The organism is Moritella sp. (assembly GCF_033791185.1).
In the GTDB taxonomy this organism is placed as follows: Bacteria; Pseudomonadota; Gammaproteobacteria; order Enterobacterales; family Moritellaceae; genus Moritella.
Map to the genome: position 1 here is coordinate 1 of NZ_JASJHF010000029.1, position 17,062 is coordinate 17,062.

Sequence of the window (17,062 nt, forward strand, 5' to 3'; positions counted from 1 at the left end):
TATTTTTAACTTACCTTTCGGTGTGCTTTGTAAATTGCTGATGGCACGTTCAGCATCTGCTAAACCGTCCATAACCTGACGACAATGCTGATAGTAAATGCCACCCACTTCAGTCACAGATACTTTACGCGTGGTCCGGTAGAATAATTTTGCCGACAAGCGCTCTTCAAGTGCCGAGATCTGTCGACTCACTTGTGCCGTCGAGATCCCTAAACGCTTGGCTGCCGCGGTAAAACTTTCCGTTTCGGCGACCGCAACAAACTCACTGACACCAGACCAATCACTCATCAATACATTCTCTTATTCAACTGTTAGGTAACAATTATAAGTTATTAGCGACAAAAACCCTAAATTATTACTATGCAGTAAAAGTGATTTGCTTAACCAGCTCATTATCATCAGCCCATAACTCCAATATAATCTCGCCTTCATTACTGATATCCAGTAACTCTAACGAGAAAGATTATGCTATCAACTATCAAGCGTTCATTGCCGTTGCAACTACTGACTGCCGCTATTCTAGCTTGGGTGTTTGCCACCATAATGCCCACTGTAGCCAATATTACCGAGCCAGTTACAGAGCCGCTTACAGAACAAACTTGGTATCAATTAATCTTGTTAGGCAAGACCAGCTATATCGGTTTGCTTAAAATGGTTATCGGCTTAGTGGTCATGTTGTCGTTAATGCAGGGGATTACCAATATAGGTTCAACGCTAAAATTAAAAACCTTAGGCGTAAGCACCCTCGCCTTTTACAGCTTAACGTCGATTATCGCTATCAGTCTCGGACTTGGCGCTGCGCTATGCATGCCTGAATGGCAGCCGCTTGTTGAGCCAGTCGTTGTTGCTGACCACATTAATTTAATTGAACAAGATACAGTAACAGGCTCCAGCATTACTGCTAAATTCTTGGCGATGGCGCTAGTGAATCCTTTTTCAGCCTTGGTTAACGGCAACCTGTTAGCGATTGTTTTATTCTCACTGTTATTTTCAGTATCGTTATTACGGTCATTGCCACAAAATCATGTGGTATTTACGGTGATTGCGGGTTTGAATCAAGGCTTAAATAAATTAGTACAGAGCATCATTTGTCTCGCTCCGATAGCCGTGTTTGCCATCGTATTTGAGTTTACCGTCACAGGTAATACCGGTTTATTTGGTCAATTGGCGCTATTCGCCTTGTTGGTATTTTCACTCACCCTAGTCCACGGCGTGATTGTATTACCAACTCTGGCTAAAATTTTTACTGGCATTAAATTTAGCACCTTGTTTAAAGCCATATCCGCACCACTAGCGATGGCGTTTGCCACGTCATCAAGCTCTGCAACGCTGCCGCTATCTATGCAAGCCGCAGAAAAAGAACTCGGTGTATCACAAAGTACCAGTAGTTTTGTATTACCGCTGGGCGCTGTGATGAACATGGATGGTACCGCCTTGTTTGAAGGTGTCGCAGCCATCTTCCTCGCCCAGTTATTTGGTATTGATTTGACGACCACAGGTATCGTGATGATATTTATCATGGCGATGGTGTCGTCAGTCGGCGCGCCCGGTATGCCCTCAGGTTCAATGTCAGGTATGCAGTTAGTCATGCTAGCGGCAGGTATTCCACTAGAAGGTATCGCCATCTTACTTATTATCGAACGTCCACTCGATACATTTAGAACCGCTGTGAATGTTGAAGGCGATTTGATTGCGGCGCTGGTTGTTGATAAATGGCAGCAGTAAATGAAAAATAATTCTCACAATGAACTCAAATTTATAAGTAGATGTAAATTCACGTGTCAGCATATTTAAAAACTAGCTTTATTATTGAATTTTCATGGCTTATGATATTCCTTCTAGCCTTAAAAATGACCCATATTAAATGAAATTTGAAAATAAAAATGTAATAGTCGGTTTTTCAACTCATATTTTCACTAATTTATATATCAATATGCTGATAAGTAAATGTGGCATCAATAAAAATAATATATGCCTTGTTACACTAGATAACATTGCAGACGATTCATTATCGTCCGAGATTGGTGTCGAAGTATGCGCTCATTCGCTTTGCTCTCTTGAAGATTTAACTTTATGTAAAACAGTCACATTTATGTCTCTCGGTACATTTAATAGTTTTTTTGTTCGAAAATTATTTGAGTATTCAGCTGATTTTATAAAAAAACATTCATACACCTAACTGACGATGAGTTAGCTCGATGGGTTAAAACTAAAAATAAATTTGGTAAGTTAATTGTTACTAAAAAAAATCTAATTGATGATCATTGTCTATATGTTCTCAACCATGTAATCAATTTTATAGCCGCAGATGAACCTTTTCATTCGAATCTTAAATTTGTATTAGAAAAAGATAATTTCAAGCTTTTTGATGGGAGGGATGCATTTAAAACTATGCCGACCGCATTATGGGATAAGTTTACTAACTTATACCTATGTGATAACGAATATACCAAACCTGAGGATAGAATTCTTATTGGCGCTAAACGGGGGGCATTTTCTCTTTCAGATACAATATCTATATTAAAAAACTTACACCAAGAAGGCGTGCTAGAAAATAATAAGTGCATGTTATTTATTGATAAAAAGCACAAGTCACATAGGATTTTCATTGACCTATACCTATCATATCTAAAACTTATAAAAAAATGTGACGTTGATATTAGCTTCCCAACACCAGCAAATAATATTACTTATAATGCACTTATAATGTCTTGCTCACACTTGATTTTACAAGGAAGAGGAAGCATGACAACAGCGAGAAGCTTTATAACTCAGGCCAGAGGTGTCGTCCATGTGGAAACAAACTCCCCAAATGATATTGAATTGACCCAAAGTGAGGGCGTTGAAGTTGCTGGTTTTAATAATTTTAGAGATCTAGCTATCAATATTAAAAACAATCTAATCGATGTTAATCAAAATAAGCTAATCATGGAAGATAGATACCGTTTTAAATATGACGTTTTAACAAAAATATATAAATAATGAGCATACTTATTAAATATGGGAGGTCATTAATCTGCCCGCCCTTAATAATTGCATTTCAAGACGATCGGTCATAGAATAACTAAATGCCAAGACCTAAACAAAACGAACATACCCGCGAAGCCCTGATTGAAGTTGGTATCAAGCATATCTCTCAACACGGTTATCACGGCACTGGGATAAAACAGATCCTAGATGAGCTGAAAGTACCGAAAGGGTCCTTTTATAACTACTTTAATAGCAAAGAAGCTTTTGTTGCCGAGCTAATCGAAGCTGATATGCACGTAAATGCCAAGGAAATTCAACCGCTATTGGATGACGTAAACCTGAACCCAATACAAAAGTTGCGTGCGCTATTTGAAAAAGGCCGCCAAAAGTACAGCGAAAATCAAGGTAAGCAAGGTTGCTTAGTCGCGAGTGTTGCTAACGACATTGGTAACTCAAGTGCATTATGCCAACAAGCAATGCAACGTTCGGTTAAAGCGCTAAACACATTATTATCTGGATTAATCAGCGATGCTCAAGCACAGCAATTGATCCGTACAGACTTACCAGCCAAACAGCTCGCGACATTAATGTGGACAGCATGGGAAGGTAGTTTAATCGAAATGAAGATCGCTGGTAATACCGACAATCTCACTCAGATCACCGACTTCATTTTTGATGATATTTTAAAAGCTAGCTAATTACTTCACAAAAACAGACAAACAGACAGCGATATTATGAGTCGAATTGTAATGTCGTTTTTTTGACCTGAAGTTAAGACGACCGGTCTAATGATTGATTTAAAGCAGGATTAATAATGACTACAGCAATTACATTACAACAAGGTTTTACCTTAAAAAATGGCACGTTTATTAAAAACCGTTTATTTAAATCGGCGATGAGCGAGCAGCTTAGTGATACGCAACACAATCCATTACCTGGTCTAGCAACGCTTTATCGTGCTTGGGCTTTAGGCGGTTTAGGATTATCAATTACTGGTAATATAATGGTTGATCGCAACGCGCTTGGCGAACCAAAACAAGTAGTATTAGATGAACAAAGTGATTTAACCGAATTTAAAAACTGGGCGCAACAAGGCAGCGTTAACGATACCCAGTTATGGGCGCAGTTAAATCATCCAGGTAAACAGACGCCGAACTTTATTAATAAACAACCTGTGGCGCCATCTGCTATCGCATTAACCAATGGTTTGGAAAAAGGCTTTAATATCCCTCGCGCCCTAACCGAAGCAGAAATTTTAAACATTATTGGTCAATTTCAAACGAGTGCAAAATTAGCTAAGCAAGTTGGTTTTACAGGCGTGCAAATCCACGGTGCCCATGGTTATTTAGTTAATCAATTTCTGTCTCCACGCCACAATCAACGTAACGACCAATGGGGCGGTAGCATTGAAAACCGTATGCGTTTTGTATTATCTATCTACCAAGCTATACGTGCCGAAGTCGGTGATGAATTTCCAATTGGCATTAAATTAAATTCTGCCGATTTCATGCGTGGCGGTTTTACCGAAGAAGAATCAATGCAAGTAGTGAAAGCATTGTCCGATGCTGGGATCGATCAAATTGAAATCAGCGGTGGTACCTATGAAAGTCCAACGATGACCGGTCACAAGGTAAAAAAATCAACCTTAGAGCGGGAAGCTTACTTCCTTAGCTATGCTGAAAAAGTACGTGCCATTACCGATACAGCGTTAGTGGTGACGGGTGGTTTCCGTTCAAGTAAAGCCATGTTGTCAGCGCTGCAAAGCAATGCCACTGACTTTATCGGTATCGCGCGTCCAATGTCGCTAGATACTCAATTACCGAATAAATTAATGGCATCTGATGAGCATAAGATTAGTTTACCCAACTTAACCACAGGTGTGAAAGCCATTGATCGGATGGCAATGTTAGATATTACTTGGTATGAAGCTCAGCTTGCGCGTATTGCCAAGCAGCAACAACCAAAAGCAAATTTAGGCACTTGGCCAGTGTTTTTCAAAACCATTTATGGTGCTGGAATATACGCATTTAGAAAACGCCGCGCTTAACCTAAAGCGTCGCCTTATCCGCTACAAGTATGGTAGCATACCGAAAAACTCATCCCATTTTCACAAGGTACTTATTCATGAAAGTTGTTCGCTGGTTACTAGGCCGTCTTATTTTAACGCTTAATTTCATCTTTTCACCAAAAAGCATGAAACGCCCTGCTGAAGAACAAGCAAAGGTTGATAGCGAGATCAATAACATGTCACTTTACCAATTTGAGGCTTGCCCATTTTGTGTAAAAGTACGCCGTAGCATGAAGCGTTTAAACCTAGATATTACGGTACGTGATGCAAAAAATGATGCCTCGTTTGGTAACGAACTAGAACAACAAGGCGGTCGCCGTAAAGTACCTTGCCTACGCATTGAAGAAAATGGTCAAGTGCAATGGATGTATGAGTCAAATGACATCATTGCGCATTTAGAAAAGAAATTTGCTTAATTAAAGTTAATTAATGCATGAAAAGCTTGATAGCAATATCAGGCTTTTTTGCGGTCGTTATTGAGTAAACCATTAAAGCAGTTTAATTCCTGCTGATATTTATGCTATCTTGGGTCGCTTTTAAATCCCATTAAAGGCTCACCATGGCACGTAAAGGCACTCTATTTATTGTATCCGCTCCAAGTGGCGCAGGAAAATCAAGTCTTATCAAAGCACTTTTAGATGCAAACCCAAGCAGCGATATGAAAGTGTCTGTCTCTCATACGACCCGCGCTATCCGCCCTGGTGAAGTTGACGGTACCCATTACCACTACATTCCAGTTGCTGATTTTAAAGCGCAAATCGAAAACAATGAGTTTTTTGAATGGGCTGAAGTATTCGGTAATTATTACGGCACGTCACGTGTTATGATTGAAAATACCTTAGCCCGTGGTGTTGATATTTTCTTAGATATTGACTGGCAAGGTGCGCGTCAAATTAAGCAACAAATTGCAGATGCGCGTGGTATCTTTATCCTACCACCAAGTCGTGAAGAGCTAGAGCGTCGCCTCAACAGCCGCGGTCAAGACAGTGATGAGATCATCGCCAGCAGAATGGCAGAAGCAGAAGCAGAAATGTCACACTATAATGAATATGATTACCTTATTATTAATGATGATTTTTCGACTGCACTCGAAGATCTACACGCGATTGTTCGCGCAGAACGACTCGGTTCAGCGAAGCAAGCAGCAAAAAACAATGTAATTATGAAAGATTTGCTGGTTAATTAGGCAAAAATAAAGTATAGTTTCTCGTCATTTTTTAGACTTAATTCACTTGGAGTTCCTGCATGGCACGCGTAACCGTAGAAGATGCTGTAAAACAGGTTGGTAACCGTTTCGACCTAATATTAATGGCGGCACGTCGCGCTCGTCAAATCGCAGTACATGGCAAAGAACCTTTGGTAGCACCAGAGAATGATAAGCCGACTGTAATTGCCCTTCGTGAAATTGAAGCTGGTCTAATGAGCAACGAATTAATGGATGCTGGCGATCGTCAAGAACAGCAAGAACACGAAGCACAGCAAATTGCAGCAGTAGCAGCAATCGCTGAAGGCCGTGGCTAATACCTAATCATCTTTCCGATGATTTTATAAAAAAGGTGCATATTGCACCTTTTTTAATACCTATAGAACCACCAAAATTTGCTTTATCATTTTTTTATATTCAAAATTTCCAAACCGCTAATTCAAGATTGAGTTGGCATAAGTATGACGAAGGTGTAAATTTAAAGGTGCAATTAGTTCCACTTTTTATTATCTTGCTAATATTATCATCTTATTTATATCAACTTTTTAGTAACGAGGCAGTACTTGCATATATTCGCAAATTTAAAAGCAACGACATCAACCTACCTATCGGTTGAACAAGTCGAACTCATTGAGCATGCTTATTTAGTCGCGCGGGAAGCGCATCTACCTCAAAAAAGAAGTACGGGCGAACCTTATATTATTCACCCTGTTGCCGTTGCTGAAATTCTTGCTGATATGCGTCTTGATCATAAAACCATTATGGCAGCGCTGCTCCACGATGTGATTGAAGATACGCCAACGACCCAAGAAGACCTTGCTTCATTATTTGGCAATACCGTTGCAGAATTAGTCGAAGGTGTATCTAAGCTTGATAAGCTAAAATTCCGCGATCGTAAAGAAGCCCAAGCGGAAAATTTCCGTAAAATGTTCATGGCAATGGTACAAGACATTCGCGTTATCTTAATAAAATTAGCCGATCGCACCCACAACATGCGTACTCTCGGTGCATTAAGACCGGATAAACGCCGTCGTATTGCCAGTGAAACACTCGAAATCTTTGCCCCTATTGCTAACCGCCTTGGTATTCATAATATTAAAAATGAATTAGAGGAACTCGGGTTAGAAGCCATGTATCCAATGCGCTACCGTATTCTGACTGAATCAGTAAAAGCTGCCCGTGGTAACCGCAAAGAAGTGATGTCTAACATCCGTCAAGAAATTGCCGGCCGTTTAGAAGAAGCGGGTGTACCGGCAGAAACTCATGGCCGCGAAAAGTTAATCTTTAGTATCTATAACAAGATGAAAAAGAAACGCGTTCAGTTCCATGAAGTTGTTGATATTTATGCATTCAGAATTATCGTTGACGACCTTGATACCTGCTACCGTGTACTCGGTCAAATGCACAGTTTGTACAAGCCGAAGATAACGCGCTTTAAAGATTACATAGCCATTCCCAAAACTAATGGCTATCAGTCCCTGCATACTTCATTGGTTGGCCCGCACGGCGTTCCGCTTGAGATCCAGATCCGCACTAAAGATATGGACCTCATGGCTGACCGTGGTGTTGCCGCACATTGGTCATATAAGCAAGGCGCAGACAAAATTAATACCAACGCTCAGTTACGTGCGCAGAAATGGATGCAAAGCTTACTAGAACTACAACAAAGTGCTGGTTCGTCATTTGAATTTATTGAAAGCGTGAAAACCGATCTGTTCCCTGATGAAATTTATGTGTTTACACCAAAAGGTAAGATCATTGAATTACCACGTGGCGCAACACCCGTCGACGTGGCTTATTCAATCCATACCGATGTCGGTCATACTTGTGTTGGTGCGCGCGTTAACCGCCAACCGCATGCGCTAAGTCAGCCGCTAAAAAATGGTCAAACCGTTGAGATTATTACCGCTCCGGGTGCTCGTCCGAATGCCGCATGGTTAAACTTTATTGTCACCGGTAGAGCGCGTGGCCGTGTTCGTCAGCAATTGAAAAACATGCGCACCGAAGACTCAATCATTCTTGGTCGTCGTTTATTAAATCATGCCCTTAATGGGGTTAAGATTGAAGATATCGCCACCGAGAATTTAGCCCAAGTACTTGAAGATACTAAGTGTGAAAATCTCGATGACTTGCTTATCGAAATCGGTCTAGGCAACATCATGAGCATTCTGGTTGCTCGTCGTCTACAAGGCCGTGTTGATGAACTCACCGACCTTGCACCACGATCAGAAAACCAAGATAAAATGCCAATTAAGGGCGCGGAAGGCATGTTAGTTAGTTTTGCCAACTGTTGCCACCCAATTCCAGGTGACCCAATTGTAGCGCATTTAAGCCCGGGTAAAGGGCTAGTGGTGCATATTGAAACCTGTCGTAATATTCATGGTTATCAAAATGAACCAGACCGTTACATCCAGGTTGAATGGGATGATAATATCGATCCAAGCCAAGAATTTAAAACCGAGATCCGCATTCAAGTGGTTAATCATCAAGGTGTATTAGCTAAACTGACCAATACCGTGGCATCAAGTGGCGCTAACATTCACAATATCGTCACCGATGAGAAAGATGCGCGTGTCTATAACGTCGATATTCTCATTACCGCTAAAAACCGTAAACATGTTGCCGATGTGATGAAGAAGATCCGCACCCTGCAAGACGTATTAAAAATATCACGCAGTTATAACTAAGCATCCACTTATCGAGATGAGTGCAGCGATAACAAAATGTTAGAACCAGATAGCTAAGGAGTGACAAATAACTCCTTAGCTATATAATCACCATTCAATCAACCCATCCCAGCGACGCGAAGTCCATAAACTCGCATTAAGCCGTGATTTGGGTATAATACCTCGCCAATTAAATCTGATAGAGTAAGACCATGACCCCAGAACGTTTAGAACGCATCACTAAAATGCTACAACACCGCCAACCAGACCTTACTGTTTGTATGGAAGCAGTACACAAACCACATAACCTTGCTGCAGTAGTAAGAACGTGTGATGCTGTTGGTGTCAACAATGTTCACGCGGTATGGTCTGTACGCCCAACAAAAGTATCTGGCGGCACTGCAACTGGCAGCCAAAACTGGGTAAAAGTACACTCTCACGATAATATTGCTGAAGCAATTAAAGAACTGAAAGCCCAAGGTATGCAAGTACTTGCAACTAACCTGTCGGATAACGCCGTTGATTTCCGAGAAATTGACTATACGAAACCGACTGCGATCTTAATGGGTCAGGAAAAAACCGGTATCAGTGCAGAAGCATTAGCACTTGCCGATCAAGATATCATCATCCCGATGGTAGGCATGGTGCAATCATTAAACGTATCAGTAGCGACTGCAACGATTTTATATGAAGCACAACGCCAACGTGACAATGCCGGTATGTATCAAGGCGAAAGCAAGTTATCGGCTGAAGAGCAGCACAAAATTTATTTTGAAGGTGGCCACCCTATCTATGCGAAAGCATGTAAACGTAAAGGTTTAGCTTACCCTGCATTAGATGAAGAAGGTCAGATTGTTGCTGACGAATCTTGGTGGGATGCACTACGTAGCTCAAACTAGGCTAGCACGATCCATATCATAGTAGCTTGAGTATAAATCTTCTGATAATATATGTTTATATGTACAGTAGATTCGTGAGTTATTATGCGATTAGATAAGATCCCGGTTATCGAATTAAAAGGTGTCGGCGCTAAAATGGCCGAAAAATTAGCAAAACTGAACCTAATTACCGTTCAGGATTTGCTTTTTCACCTGCCAAGTCGATACCAGGATCGTACCACCATCTATCCTATCCAAGACCTATTACCCGGTCTGCATGGTACTATCGAAGGCGAGATCGTCAGCTGCGATGTCACGTTTGGTAAGCGCAAAATAATGTCATGTAAAGTCAACGACGGCACTGGCATTATCACCTTATTATTTTTCCATTTTAATGCCGGACAAAAAAACAGTTTTATTGTCGGTAAAACAATTACCGCATTTGGCGAATTCCGTCGTGGCCGCTTTGGTTATGAGATTGTCCATCCTGAATATAAACTCGCGCACGCAAGCAGTTCAGAGATGAGTGAAGAAACACTCACCCCCGTGTATCCTTCAACTGATGGCTTAAAACAACTGACCTTACGTAACCTGACTGACCAAGCACTGCAGCATCTCACTCAAACCACGTTACAAGAGTTACTACCGACAGGACTTTACACTGGCCAAATAGAGTTAAACCATGCCATTCAGTTATTGCACCGACCAACATCGGATGTATCGCTGGAACTATTAGAGCAAGGTCAGCATCCAGCCCAGCAACGCTTGATCATTGAAGAACTGCTGGCGCAAAATATCAGCATGCTGCAATTACGTAAGAAAATGCAACAACACCCCGCAGTCAAACTACAGCCGAGCAAAACCATCACCGATAAATTTTTATCGCAACTACCATTCACACCAACCAATGCACAAAATCGCGTAGTCGCAGAGATCCAACAGGACCTCCAGAAAGCCTACCCTATGATGCGCTTGGTTCAAGGTGACGTTGGGTCAGGCAAAACCCTTGTTGCAGCCTTAGCGGCGCTTCAGGCTATCGGTAATGGCTACCAAGTGGCATTAATGGCGCCGACTGAAATATTAGCAGAGCAACACGCCCTAAACTTCAAAGGCTGGTTCAATCAACTGGGTATTAAGGTCGGTTGGTTATCAGGTAAACAAAAAGGTAAAGCGCGAGAAGCAGAGCTGGAATCGATTGCCAGTGGCGAAACCCAAATGATTGTCGGCACCCATGCCATTTTCCAAGATGCAGTGAAATTTTTAAATTTAACCTTAGTGATTATTGATGAACAACATCGCTTTGGTGTTGAACAACGCCTCGCCCTACGTGAAAAAGGCGCAGTGAGTGGTTTATACCCACATCAATTATTCATGACTGCAACCCCGATCCCACGCACGTTAGCCATGACCGCCTATGCTGATTTAAATACCTCGGTGATTGACGAATTGCCACCCGGTCGAACGCCAATTACCACAGTGGTTATGCCCGACAGTAAACGCGGTAAAATCATTGAACGGGTTGAGTTAGCGGTTAAAAATGAAGGCCGTCAGGTATATTGGGTATGTACCCTGATTGAAGAATCAGAAGTATTAGAAGCACAAGCAGCGGAAGATACCGCTAATGATTTGCAGAAACAGTTACCTGATTTACGTATTGGTTTAGTGCATGGCAGAATGAAAGCCATTGAAAAACAATACGTCATGGATGCATTTAAAAGTAAACAATTAGACTTGTTGGTAGCAACAACGGTGATTGAAGTGGGTGTTGATGTGCCCAATGCGAGTTTGATGATCATCGAGAATCCAGAACGCTTGGGTCTGGCACAATTACACCAGCTACGCGGCCGCGTTGGTCGTGGTAAAATCGCTAGCCATTGCGTATTGCTTTATCACGCCCCACTCTCCGACACCGGCAGTAAGCGGTTGTCAGTGTTACGAGAAACCACCGATGGCTTTAGAATTGCGCAACGTGACCTTGAGATCCGTGGCCCCGGCGAAATGCTCGGCAGTAAACAAACCGGTATTGCCGACTTAAAAGTGGCCGACTTAGTGCGCGACCAGCAACTGATACCTTTGGTACAAAATATTGCCCGTCACTTACTGCAACAGCATCCTGATAATGCCCATGCCATTACCCAACGCTGGATGGCAGACAAAGACATTTATTCGAACGCCTAACGCATGTTAGGCACAAAGATCATGCCCCTACAGGTATCACCACAAAGGTGGCGCTAAAAACAGCCGCCAATTTCGGGCCACTGTAAACATCCACGTCAACATCCAGCTTGGCGTTACGGCCTGCCAATAATTCTAACAAGCTGCCCTTCATTCGGTATTTATGCGCAACCGCAAAGGGTTCGAGATTAACAGGGCGTTTATAATTAATGCTCCCTTTCGACAGCACAATATTACCAATTAAGCCTTGCTCTTTAAGCATCAACCAAACTAATCCCCAACCCGTTAATGTTGCCTGGCTATAAATACTGCCCGCAAACATCGTATCATGGACATTCACGTTGGCATTTAAGGGGGCCGCAGTTTCAAATCGCCAGCCACTATATTGACGAATATTAATCCCCATATGCTGGCTAATCGGGATCTTAGTTGCCCACTCTTTTTGCAGTTCAGCGCACAATTCTGGATGGCGTAAGATCTTATCCATGGCGTTCACTTCTTTAATCATCTGGCGATGGCGAACACCCTCACTAATTTGGCCACTACCGACTAAAGAAAAGCCACATTTTTCATAAAACGGCACAGCTTCAACACGCGCATTCATAACAATACGTTCACTACCGGCTTTATGCGCTTCATCTTCCAAAGCTGAGATCAGCAAACTGCCTAAGCCTTGCTGGCGATGTTTTGGATCAACAGCCATGTAATGAATTTGAGACTCGTCCGCTCCAGCCGTATAAATCCGGCCACACGCAATCGGCGTACCGGTATTATCCAAGATCATACGATGCTCACTGTGCTCATCATAAATGTCTTTTTCAGTACCACGCGGACGTTGTAATGGCGCTCTTAATAGCGACCAACGTAAATGATAATAATCTTCTAACTCTTGTTCCGTTTCAGGGATATGCACGTGAAACATAGTTGCTCCTTGTCTATTATTATCACCCTAACTACAAATGCTATTTAGACTTGTAGCCAAAAAGTAACCGGTCCATCATTGACTAACGACACTTGCATATCAGCGGCAAAACGTCCTGTTGCTGTGGTTATTTTTTTTTGATGACATTGGCCAACAAAATATTCATATAAATGATTGGCATCAACAGGGGCTGCCGCCGTAGAAAAACTGGGACGAGTCCCCGAATTAGTGTCCGCGGCTAGCGTAAATTGTGATATCACCAATAGCTCACCATTAACTTGCTGCACATTTAAATTCATTTTATCATCGCTATCAGCAAACACCCGATACGCTAATAGTTTTTCACATAAACGCTTAGCTTTGGCTTCGGTATCACCTTTCTCAACACCCAGTAATACCACTAAACCTTGTGCTATTTTACCAATAACTTCATTTTCAACGCTTACATCTGCTTTGCGCACACGTTGGATCAATGCAATCATGCCTTGCCTCAATAATCATTATTAAATCTTAATGTTATTGATAATACCGAAACTCTTTTAATTAATCACTGACAAACTCAAAATCGATAGTATCAGCCATTAATGCAGTGGCTTTGCGTAAGGCATCTATCATTCCAGGTTCGCAATCAAAATGCCCCGCATAGGGCACAATAAATAACCGCGCTAACGGTAAACGCTGACAAAGTGCATAAACAGGGCCTAACGGATTTGATATATCAAAACGTCCATGCACCATAATCATCGGCAGTTGCGCTAACGTATCACAGCCACTAAAAATATAATCATCACTAATAAAACAGTGATGGGAAAAATAATGACACTGCAATGCCGACATACTTAATGCTACATCACTATCAATCAAATCCACTTTACTGCGAAATTCGGGATGGGGATTACCAATTTGCGCCTGCCATTCCACCCAAGCCTTAGCGGCAGCCATTTTCTCAATATCATTGTCACTGACTAACAACTGGCTATACGAGGATAGTAGCGCCTTATAATCATCGCCATTAGCTCGGCTAATCAAATAATTAAAATGGTCGGGAAATAACTGCGCGGCGCCGCCAGAAGCTGAAAGCTGCCAATTGAGATCCTGTTCACGCGCTAAAAATACACTGTGTAATATCAACCCTTGCACTTTGTCTCGATGGAGTAGGCTGTACAGCAATGCCAACGTGGCTCCCCAGCCTTCACCGAATAATACACAACGGTCAATATTTAATAGTGTTAAAATTGCACTGATATCCTGCAATAAATCTTGAGTGGTATTATCATCAATACAGGCGTACGGTTTGGAACGACCACAGCCACGCTGATCAAATAAAATAATGCGATATAGCTTAGGGTCAAATAAACGCCGGTCATCCTCTAGGATCCCTTTTCCGGGTCCGTCATGCAAAAATAACAACGGAATACCATCAGGGTTGCCTACTTCCTCAATATAAAGACAATGTAAATCGTTCGCTGGTAAGTAGTGTTCAGCATAAGGCTGAATAGCGGGGTACAGTCCAATCATAACAATATCAACCTCCTTTCCCGCAGCAAGAACACCAGAGGTTGATAGCGAAACCTAACATCAGCAAATACGATTCTATCGCGTCGGCGATGTTAAATTGCTTTGTTTAGTCGCTACTATCATCCCTAGAATTGTGTATTTGCTGCTGATTTTGTGACTGTTTTTGTAATTCCAACTGTGCTTTTTTATATTTTAACTGCTCATCAAACTCTGTTAATGACGCAGTGATTTCAGCCCCTAACAAAACAATTAACCAGCACAGATAAATCCAAACCAATAAGATAGGTATAGTTGCTAATGCGCCATAAATCACTTCGTAAGAGGGAAATTGTACTAAATACCAAGTAAAGATACGTTTAATACTTTCAAACAAAAAAGCACTAAAACACGCACCAATAAACGCATAGCGTAATGGCACACGGCGATGTGGGATCACCACGTACATAACGAAGAGGCCGAGTATACCTAAACAGGCAGGTACCAGTTTTAATAGACTCACCGTGCCAGTCACTTCCGTCATATCAGTAACAAATGACAGCGATAATAAATAAGACGATATACCTAAACTAATGGCGATAAAGAGCGGCCCAAAAGTTAAGATCAGCCAATACACAGCGAAGGACAAAAAGAAGCTGCGTTCAATTTTACAACGCCAAATATGATTAATGTGTTTATCTATGGTGTTAATCAGTAATAAAGCGACCATGAATAGTGCAGCCGAACCGATTGAGGTCATTTTGCCCGTATTGGCAACAAAGTCATGAAGGTAATCTTGTATCGTTCCGGTCGCGTGCGGTACTAGGTTGGTATATAAAAATGATTCGACACTCTGTTGCCAGGTTTCAAAAATAGGAAACGCAGACATGACTGAAAATAAAACCGTAATTAAAGGCACCAAGGAAAGTAACGTCGTATAAGCCAGAGAGCTGGCGTTAACCGTGATCCGATCATCACTGATACGTTTACCCAAATAGCGCATAAATGCAAAACAATGTAATAGGAACGACCACGTATTATTTTTTGTTTTGCTAAGTAATACCAACACTTGTTGATAAGGTGATTCAACCACAGGTTCCCTCCTTGGTTATTTTAAGGTAAAAAAGGTGCTAGCTAAGTATCACCTTTTTGCCTAATTACAAAAGGATAGATACCAGTGTTATGCTAACTGTAATAGATAATATCTGTAACCCAAACTCTACTATAGTCACTAATTAGAACATTTTTTTATAATTAACAGCCAATTTGTAATCGGTCATCAATTGATAACCTGTAAAATCTTCATATATCGGCACATCAACACGTAATAATAAATTGTGTCCCGAGCCAAGATTATAACGACCGGATAGACCTGCGGTGATCACTGTTGCTTCTCTTGCTAACGGGTCTTTAGAAGGACTCATACTTGCCATCATGTCACTATCTGCACCACTAATATTATCGTTGTAGGCAACATCAATAATAGCAGAAATACTAAAACGCTTACCAAAACCTTTGGTTAACCAAGTTGATGCTTCATATTCATTACCTAAACGGTAGTCGGCGCTATTATTGCCAATGCGAACCGTTGCTCGTCCTTGCACGCCGTAACCCCAGCTATCATTAAACATCTGCTGATAGGTTATACTTGGCACAAAATCAAAGGTGCCACTACCAAGCTGCATTGGATAACCCAGTTTTTTACCATCATATGTCTCATCGATACTGCCGGTTGGTAAGCTGAAACCATAACTAATCACTAAGTTGTCCAGACCATAACGATTTAGACCATCAACAATAGAAACTTCAGTATCAGTAATACCTGATGATTCACCATCATGTTCCATCATCGCCATCATCATTGGCATTAGCATGGTCATTTCTTTACTGGCATAACCCGTCATTACTGCTAATGTCAGGTCATCCGTCATGCCATACATAGCCCCTAGCATATGCATTTTCATCGACATTTCTGAAGGTGCCATCGAATAGCTATCAGCCAAAACATCCTGTGTTGATGCTTTATCAGTACCATTTTTAATACCTTCCATCCCCATACTCATAAAGCCGTATGAGAACATGAAACCGCCTTTTTTATGGTTATGGCTTTTCATTATGCCTGCTGGTGCCATCTGCATATTGGCATGATTCATCATACCGCTGTGGTCCATATTACCGTGATCAACGTCTGCAGTATCTGTTGTCTGCATCTGGCTGTGGTCCATTTTACTATGGTCGACTCCAGAATCGGCGGCAAACACAGTTGTAATGCAAAAGCTTAAGCTAACTGCAAGCATTGTGCTTATCTTATTCATTTTCATCAATTACTCCTTAATTATCATTTATTCTCAGATCATGCTAATGCACTACTTATCAGCATTAATTTATCCAAGGAACACAACATTCCAGTAGCGGGAATGTTATCTAGTAATAGATAAAACGACAACGAAAAACCCAAGTTAGTTAACCATTTCATAACAAGAATCAACATTGCGTAACAAATAAGGAGGCGCAAGCAGAAAGTAACAAAACAAATGATATTAAGCATTTACAAGTGCTGCATAAGCATATAAGTGCATTTGCACTAGTTAGGGAGATTTGAGAAACAGTGGGATTGGAATAATTCATTTAACGTAAGATAAAAAAAAGGTGATACCTAAGTATCACCTTTTTTGTAATAGCGCC

The 17,062-nt window shown here is 41.4% G+C and carries 16 protein-coding genes; 10 read left to right on the forward strand and 6 right to left on the reverse strand.

What is annotated here, in order from left to right:
- The coding region (locus QNK26_RS02065) for a LysR family transcriptional regulator (RefSeq protein ID WP_319220601.1) at positions 1-288 on the reverse strand (288 nt) is incomplete at its 3' end.
- Between the two features lie 177 nt (positions 289-465).
- Between QNK26_RS02065 and QNK26_RS02070 the strand changes: the two genes are divergently transcribed.
- The 10 genes from QNK26_RS02070 to recG all read left to right on the forward strand — a co-directional run bounded on the left by QNK26_RS02070 (position 466) and on the right by recG (position 11,964).
- Positions 466-1,725: a dicarboxylate/amino acid:cation symporter gene (locus tag QNK26_RS02070; RefSeq protein ID WP_319220602.1), complete on the forward strand. Its 1,260-nt coding sequence runs from the start codon at positions 466-468 to the stop codon at positions 1,723-1,725.
- Positions 1,726-2,391: 666 nt separating this feature from the next.
- Positions 2,392-2,982 carry a hypothetical protein gene (locus QNK26_RS02075; RefSeq protein ID WP_319220603.1) on the forward strand — a complete coding sequence of 197 codons (591 nt, stop codon included), beginning with the start codon at positions 2,392-2,394 and terminating at the stop codon, positions 2,980-2,982.
- An 86-nt stretch (positions 2,983-3,068) separates the two neighbouring features.
- Entirely contained in the window at positions 3,069-3,668 is a 600-nt protein-coding gene (locus QNK26_RS02080) for a TetR/AcrR family transcriptional regulator (RefSeq protein ID WP_319220604.1), read from the forward strand.
- Between the two features lie 116 nt (positions 3,669-3,784).
- Positions 3,785-5,017, forward strand: a complete 1,233-nt coding sequence (locus QNK26_RS02085) for an NADH:flavin oxidoreductase/NADH oxidase family protein (RefSeq protein WP_319220605.1) — start codon at positions 3,785-3,787, stop codon at positions 5,015-5,017.
- A 77-nt stretch (positions 5,018-5,094) separates the two neighbouring features.
- On the forward strand, positions 5,095-5,454 hold the full coding sequence (locus QNK26_RS02090; protein WP_319220606.1) for a glutaredoxin family protein: 360 nt from the start codon (positions 5,095-5,097) through the stop codon (positions 5,452-5,454).
- Positions 5,455-5,597: 143 nt separating this feature from the next.
- Positions 5,598-6,224 carry a guanylate kinase gene (gene gmk / locus QNK26_RS02095; protein ID WP_319220607.1) on the forward strand — a complete coding sequence of 209 codons (627 nt, stop codon included), beginning with the start codon at positions 5,598-5,600 and terminating at the stop codon, positions 6,222-6,224.
- A gap of 59 nt (positions 6,225-6,283) precedes the next feature.
- On the forward strand, positions 6,284-6,559 hold the full coding sequence (rpoZ, locus tag QNK26_RS02100) for a DNA-directed RNA polymerase subunit omega (protein ID WP_319220608.1): 276 nt from the start codon (positions 6,284-6,286) through the stop codon (positions 6,557-6,559).
- A 246-nt stretch (positions 6,560-6,805) separates the two neighbouring features.
- Entirely contained in the window at positions 6,806-8,929 is a 2,124-nt protein-coding gene (gene spoT / locus QNK26_RS02105) for a bifunctional GTP diphosphokinase/guanosine-3',5'-bis pyrophosphate 3'-pyrophosphohydrolase (protein WP_319220609.1), read from the forward strand.
- Positions 8,930-9,120: 191 nt separating this feature from the next.
- On the forward strand, positions 9,121-9,807 hold the full coding sequence (trmH, locus tag QNK26_RS02110) for a tRNA (guanosine(18)-2'-O)-methyltransferase TrmH (protein ID WP_319220610.1): 687 nt from the start codon (positions 9,121-9,123) through the stop codon (positions 9,805-9,807).
- 84 nt (positions 9,808-9,891) lie between these two features.
- Entirely contained in the window at positions 9,892-11,964 is a 2,073-nt protein-coding gene (recG, locus tag QNK26_RS02115) for an ATP-dependent DNA helicase RecG (protein WP_319220611.1), read from the forward strand.
- A gap of 19 nt (positions 11,965-11,983) precedes the next feature.
- On the opposite strand, the gene QNK26_RS02120 is transcribed toward recG, so the two are convergent.
- The 5 genes from QNK26_RS02120 to QNK26_RS02140 all read right to left on the reverse strand — a co-directional run bounded on the left by QNK26_RS02120 (position 11,984) and on the right by QNK26_RS02140 (position 16,698).
- Positions 11,984-12,883: a bifunctional GNAT family N-acetyltransferase/hotdog fold thioesterase gene (locus QNK26_RS02120; protein ID WP_319220612.1), complete on the reverse strand. Its 900-nt coding sequence runs from the start codon at positions 12,881-12,883 to the stop codon at positions 11,984-11,986.
- A 44-nt stretch (positions 12,884-12,927) separates the two neighbouring features.
- Entirely contained in the window at positions 12,928-13,365 is a 438-nt protein-coding gene (gene dtd, locus QNK26_RS02125; protein ID WP_319220613.1) for a D-aminoacyl-tRNA deacylase, read from the reverse strand.
- A gap of 61 nt (positions 13,366-13,426) precedes the next feature.
- On the reverse strand, positions 13,427-14,401 hold the full coding sequence (pip, locus tag QNK26_RS02130; protein ID WP_319220614.1) for a prolyl aminopeptidase: 975 nt from the start codon (positions 14,399-14,401) through the stop codon (positions 13,427-13,429).
- A 106-nt stretch (positions 14,402-14,507) separates the two neighbouring features.
- A complete protein-coding gene (locus tag QNK26_RS02135) occupies positions 14,508-15,470 on the reverse strand; it encodes a virulence factor BrkB family protein (RefSeq protein ID WP_319220615.1) in 963 nt (320 codons plus the stop codon).
- Positions 15,471-15,612: 142 nt separating this feature from the next.
- Positions 15,613-16,698: a transporter gene (locus QNK26_RS02140; protein WP_319220616.1), complete on the reverse strand. Its 1,086-nt coding sequence runs from the start codon at positions 16,696-16,698 to the stop codon at positions 15,613-15,615.
- Between the last annotated feature and the right edge of the window lie 364 nt (positions 16,699-17,062).

Excerpts from the sequence above, each read along its gene's own strand:
- QNK26_RS02070 (WP_319220602.1), top strand. The coding sequence starts at position 466 with ATGCTATCAACTATCAAGCGTTCATTGCCGTTGCAACTACTGACTGCC.
- QNK26_RS02075 (WP_319220603.1), top strand. The coding sequence starts at position 2,392 with ATGCCGACCGCATTATGGGATAAGTTTACTAACTTATACCTATGTGAT.
- QNK26_RS02080 (WP_319220604.1), top strand. The coding sequence starts at position 3,069 with ATGCCAAGACCTAAACAAAACGAACATACCCGCGAAGCCCTGATTGAA.
- QNK26_RS02085 (WP_319220605.1), top strand. The coding sequence starts at position 3,785 with ATGACTACAGCAATTACATTACAACAAGGTTTTACCTTAAAAAATGGC.
- QNK26_RS02090 (WP_319220606.1), top strand. The coding sequence starts at position 5,095 with ATGAAAGTTGTTCGCTGGTTACTAGGCCGTCTTATTTTAACGCTTAAT.
- gmk (WP_319220607.1), top strand. The coding sequence starts at position 5,598 with ATGGCACGTAAAGGCACTCTATTTATTGTATCCGCTCCAAGTGGCGCA.
- rpoZ (WP_319220608.1), top strand. The coding sequence starts at position 6,284 with ATGGCACGCGTAACCGTAGAAGATGCTGTAAAACAGGTTGGTAACCGT.
- trmH (WP_319220610.1), top strand. The coding sequence starts at position 9,121 with ATGACCCCAGAACGTTTAGAACGCATCACTAAAATGCTACAACACCGC.
- recG (WP_319220611.1), top strand. The coding sequence starts at position 9,892 with ATGCGATTAGATAAGATCCCGGTTATCGAATTAAAAGGTGTCGGCGCT.
- QNK26_RS02120 (WP_319220612.1), bottom strand. The coding sequence starts at position 12,883 with ATGTTTCACGTGCATATCCCTGAAACGGAACAAGAGTTAGAAGATTAT.
- dtd (WP_319220613.1), bottom strand. The coding sequence starts at position 13,365 with ATGATTGCATTGATCCAACGTGTGCGCAAAGCAGATGTAAGCGTTGAA.
- pip (WP_319220614.1), bottom strand. The coding sequence starts at position 14,401 with ATGATTGGACTGTACCCCGCTATTCAGCCTTATGCTGAACACTACTTA.
- QNK26_RS02140 (WP_319220616.1), bottom strand. The coding sequence starts at position 16,698 with ATGAAAATGAATAAGATAAGCACAATGCTTGCAGTTAGCTTAAGCTTT.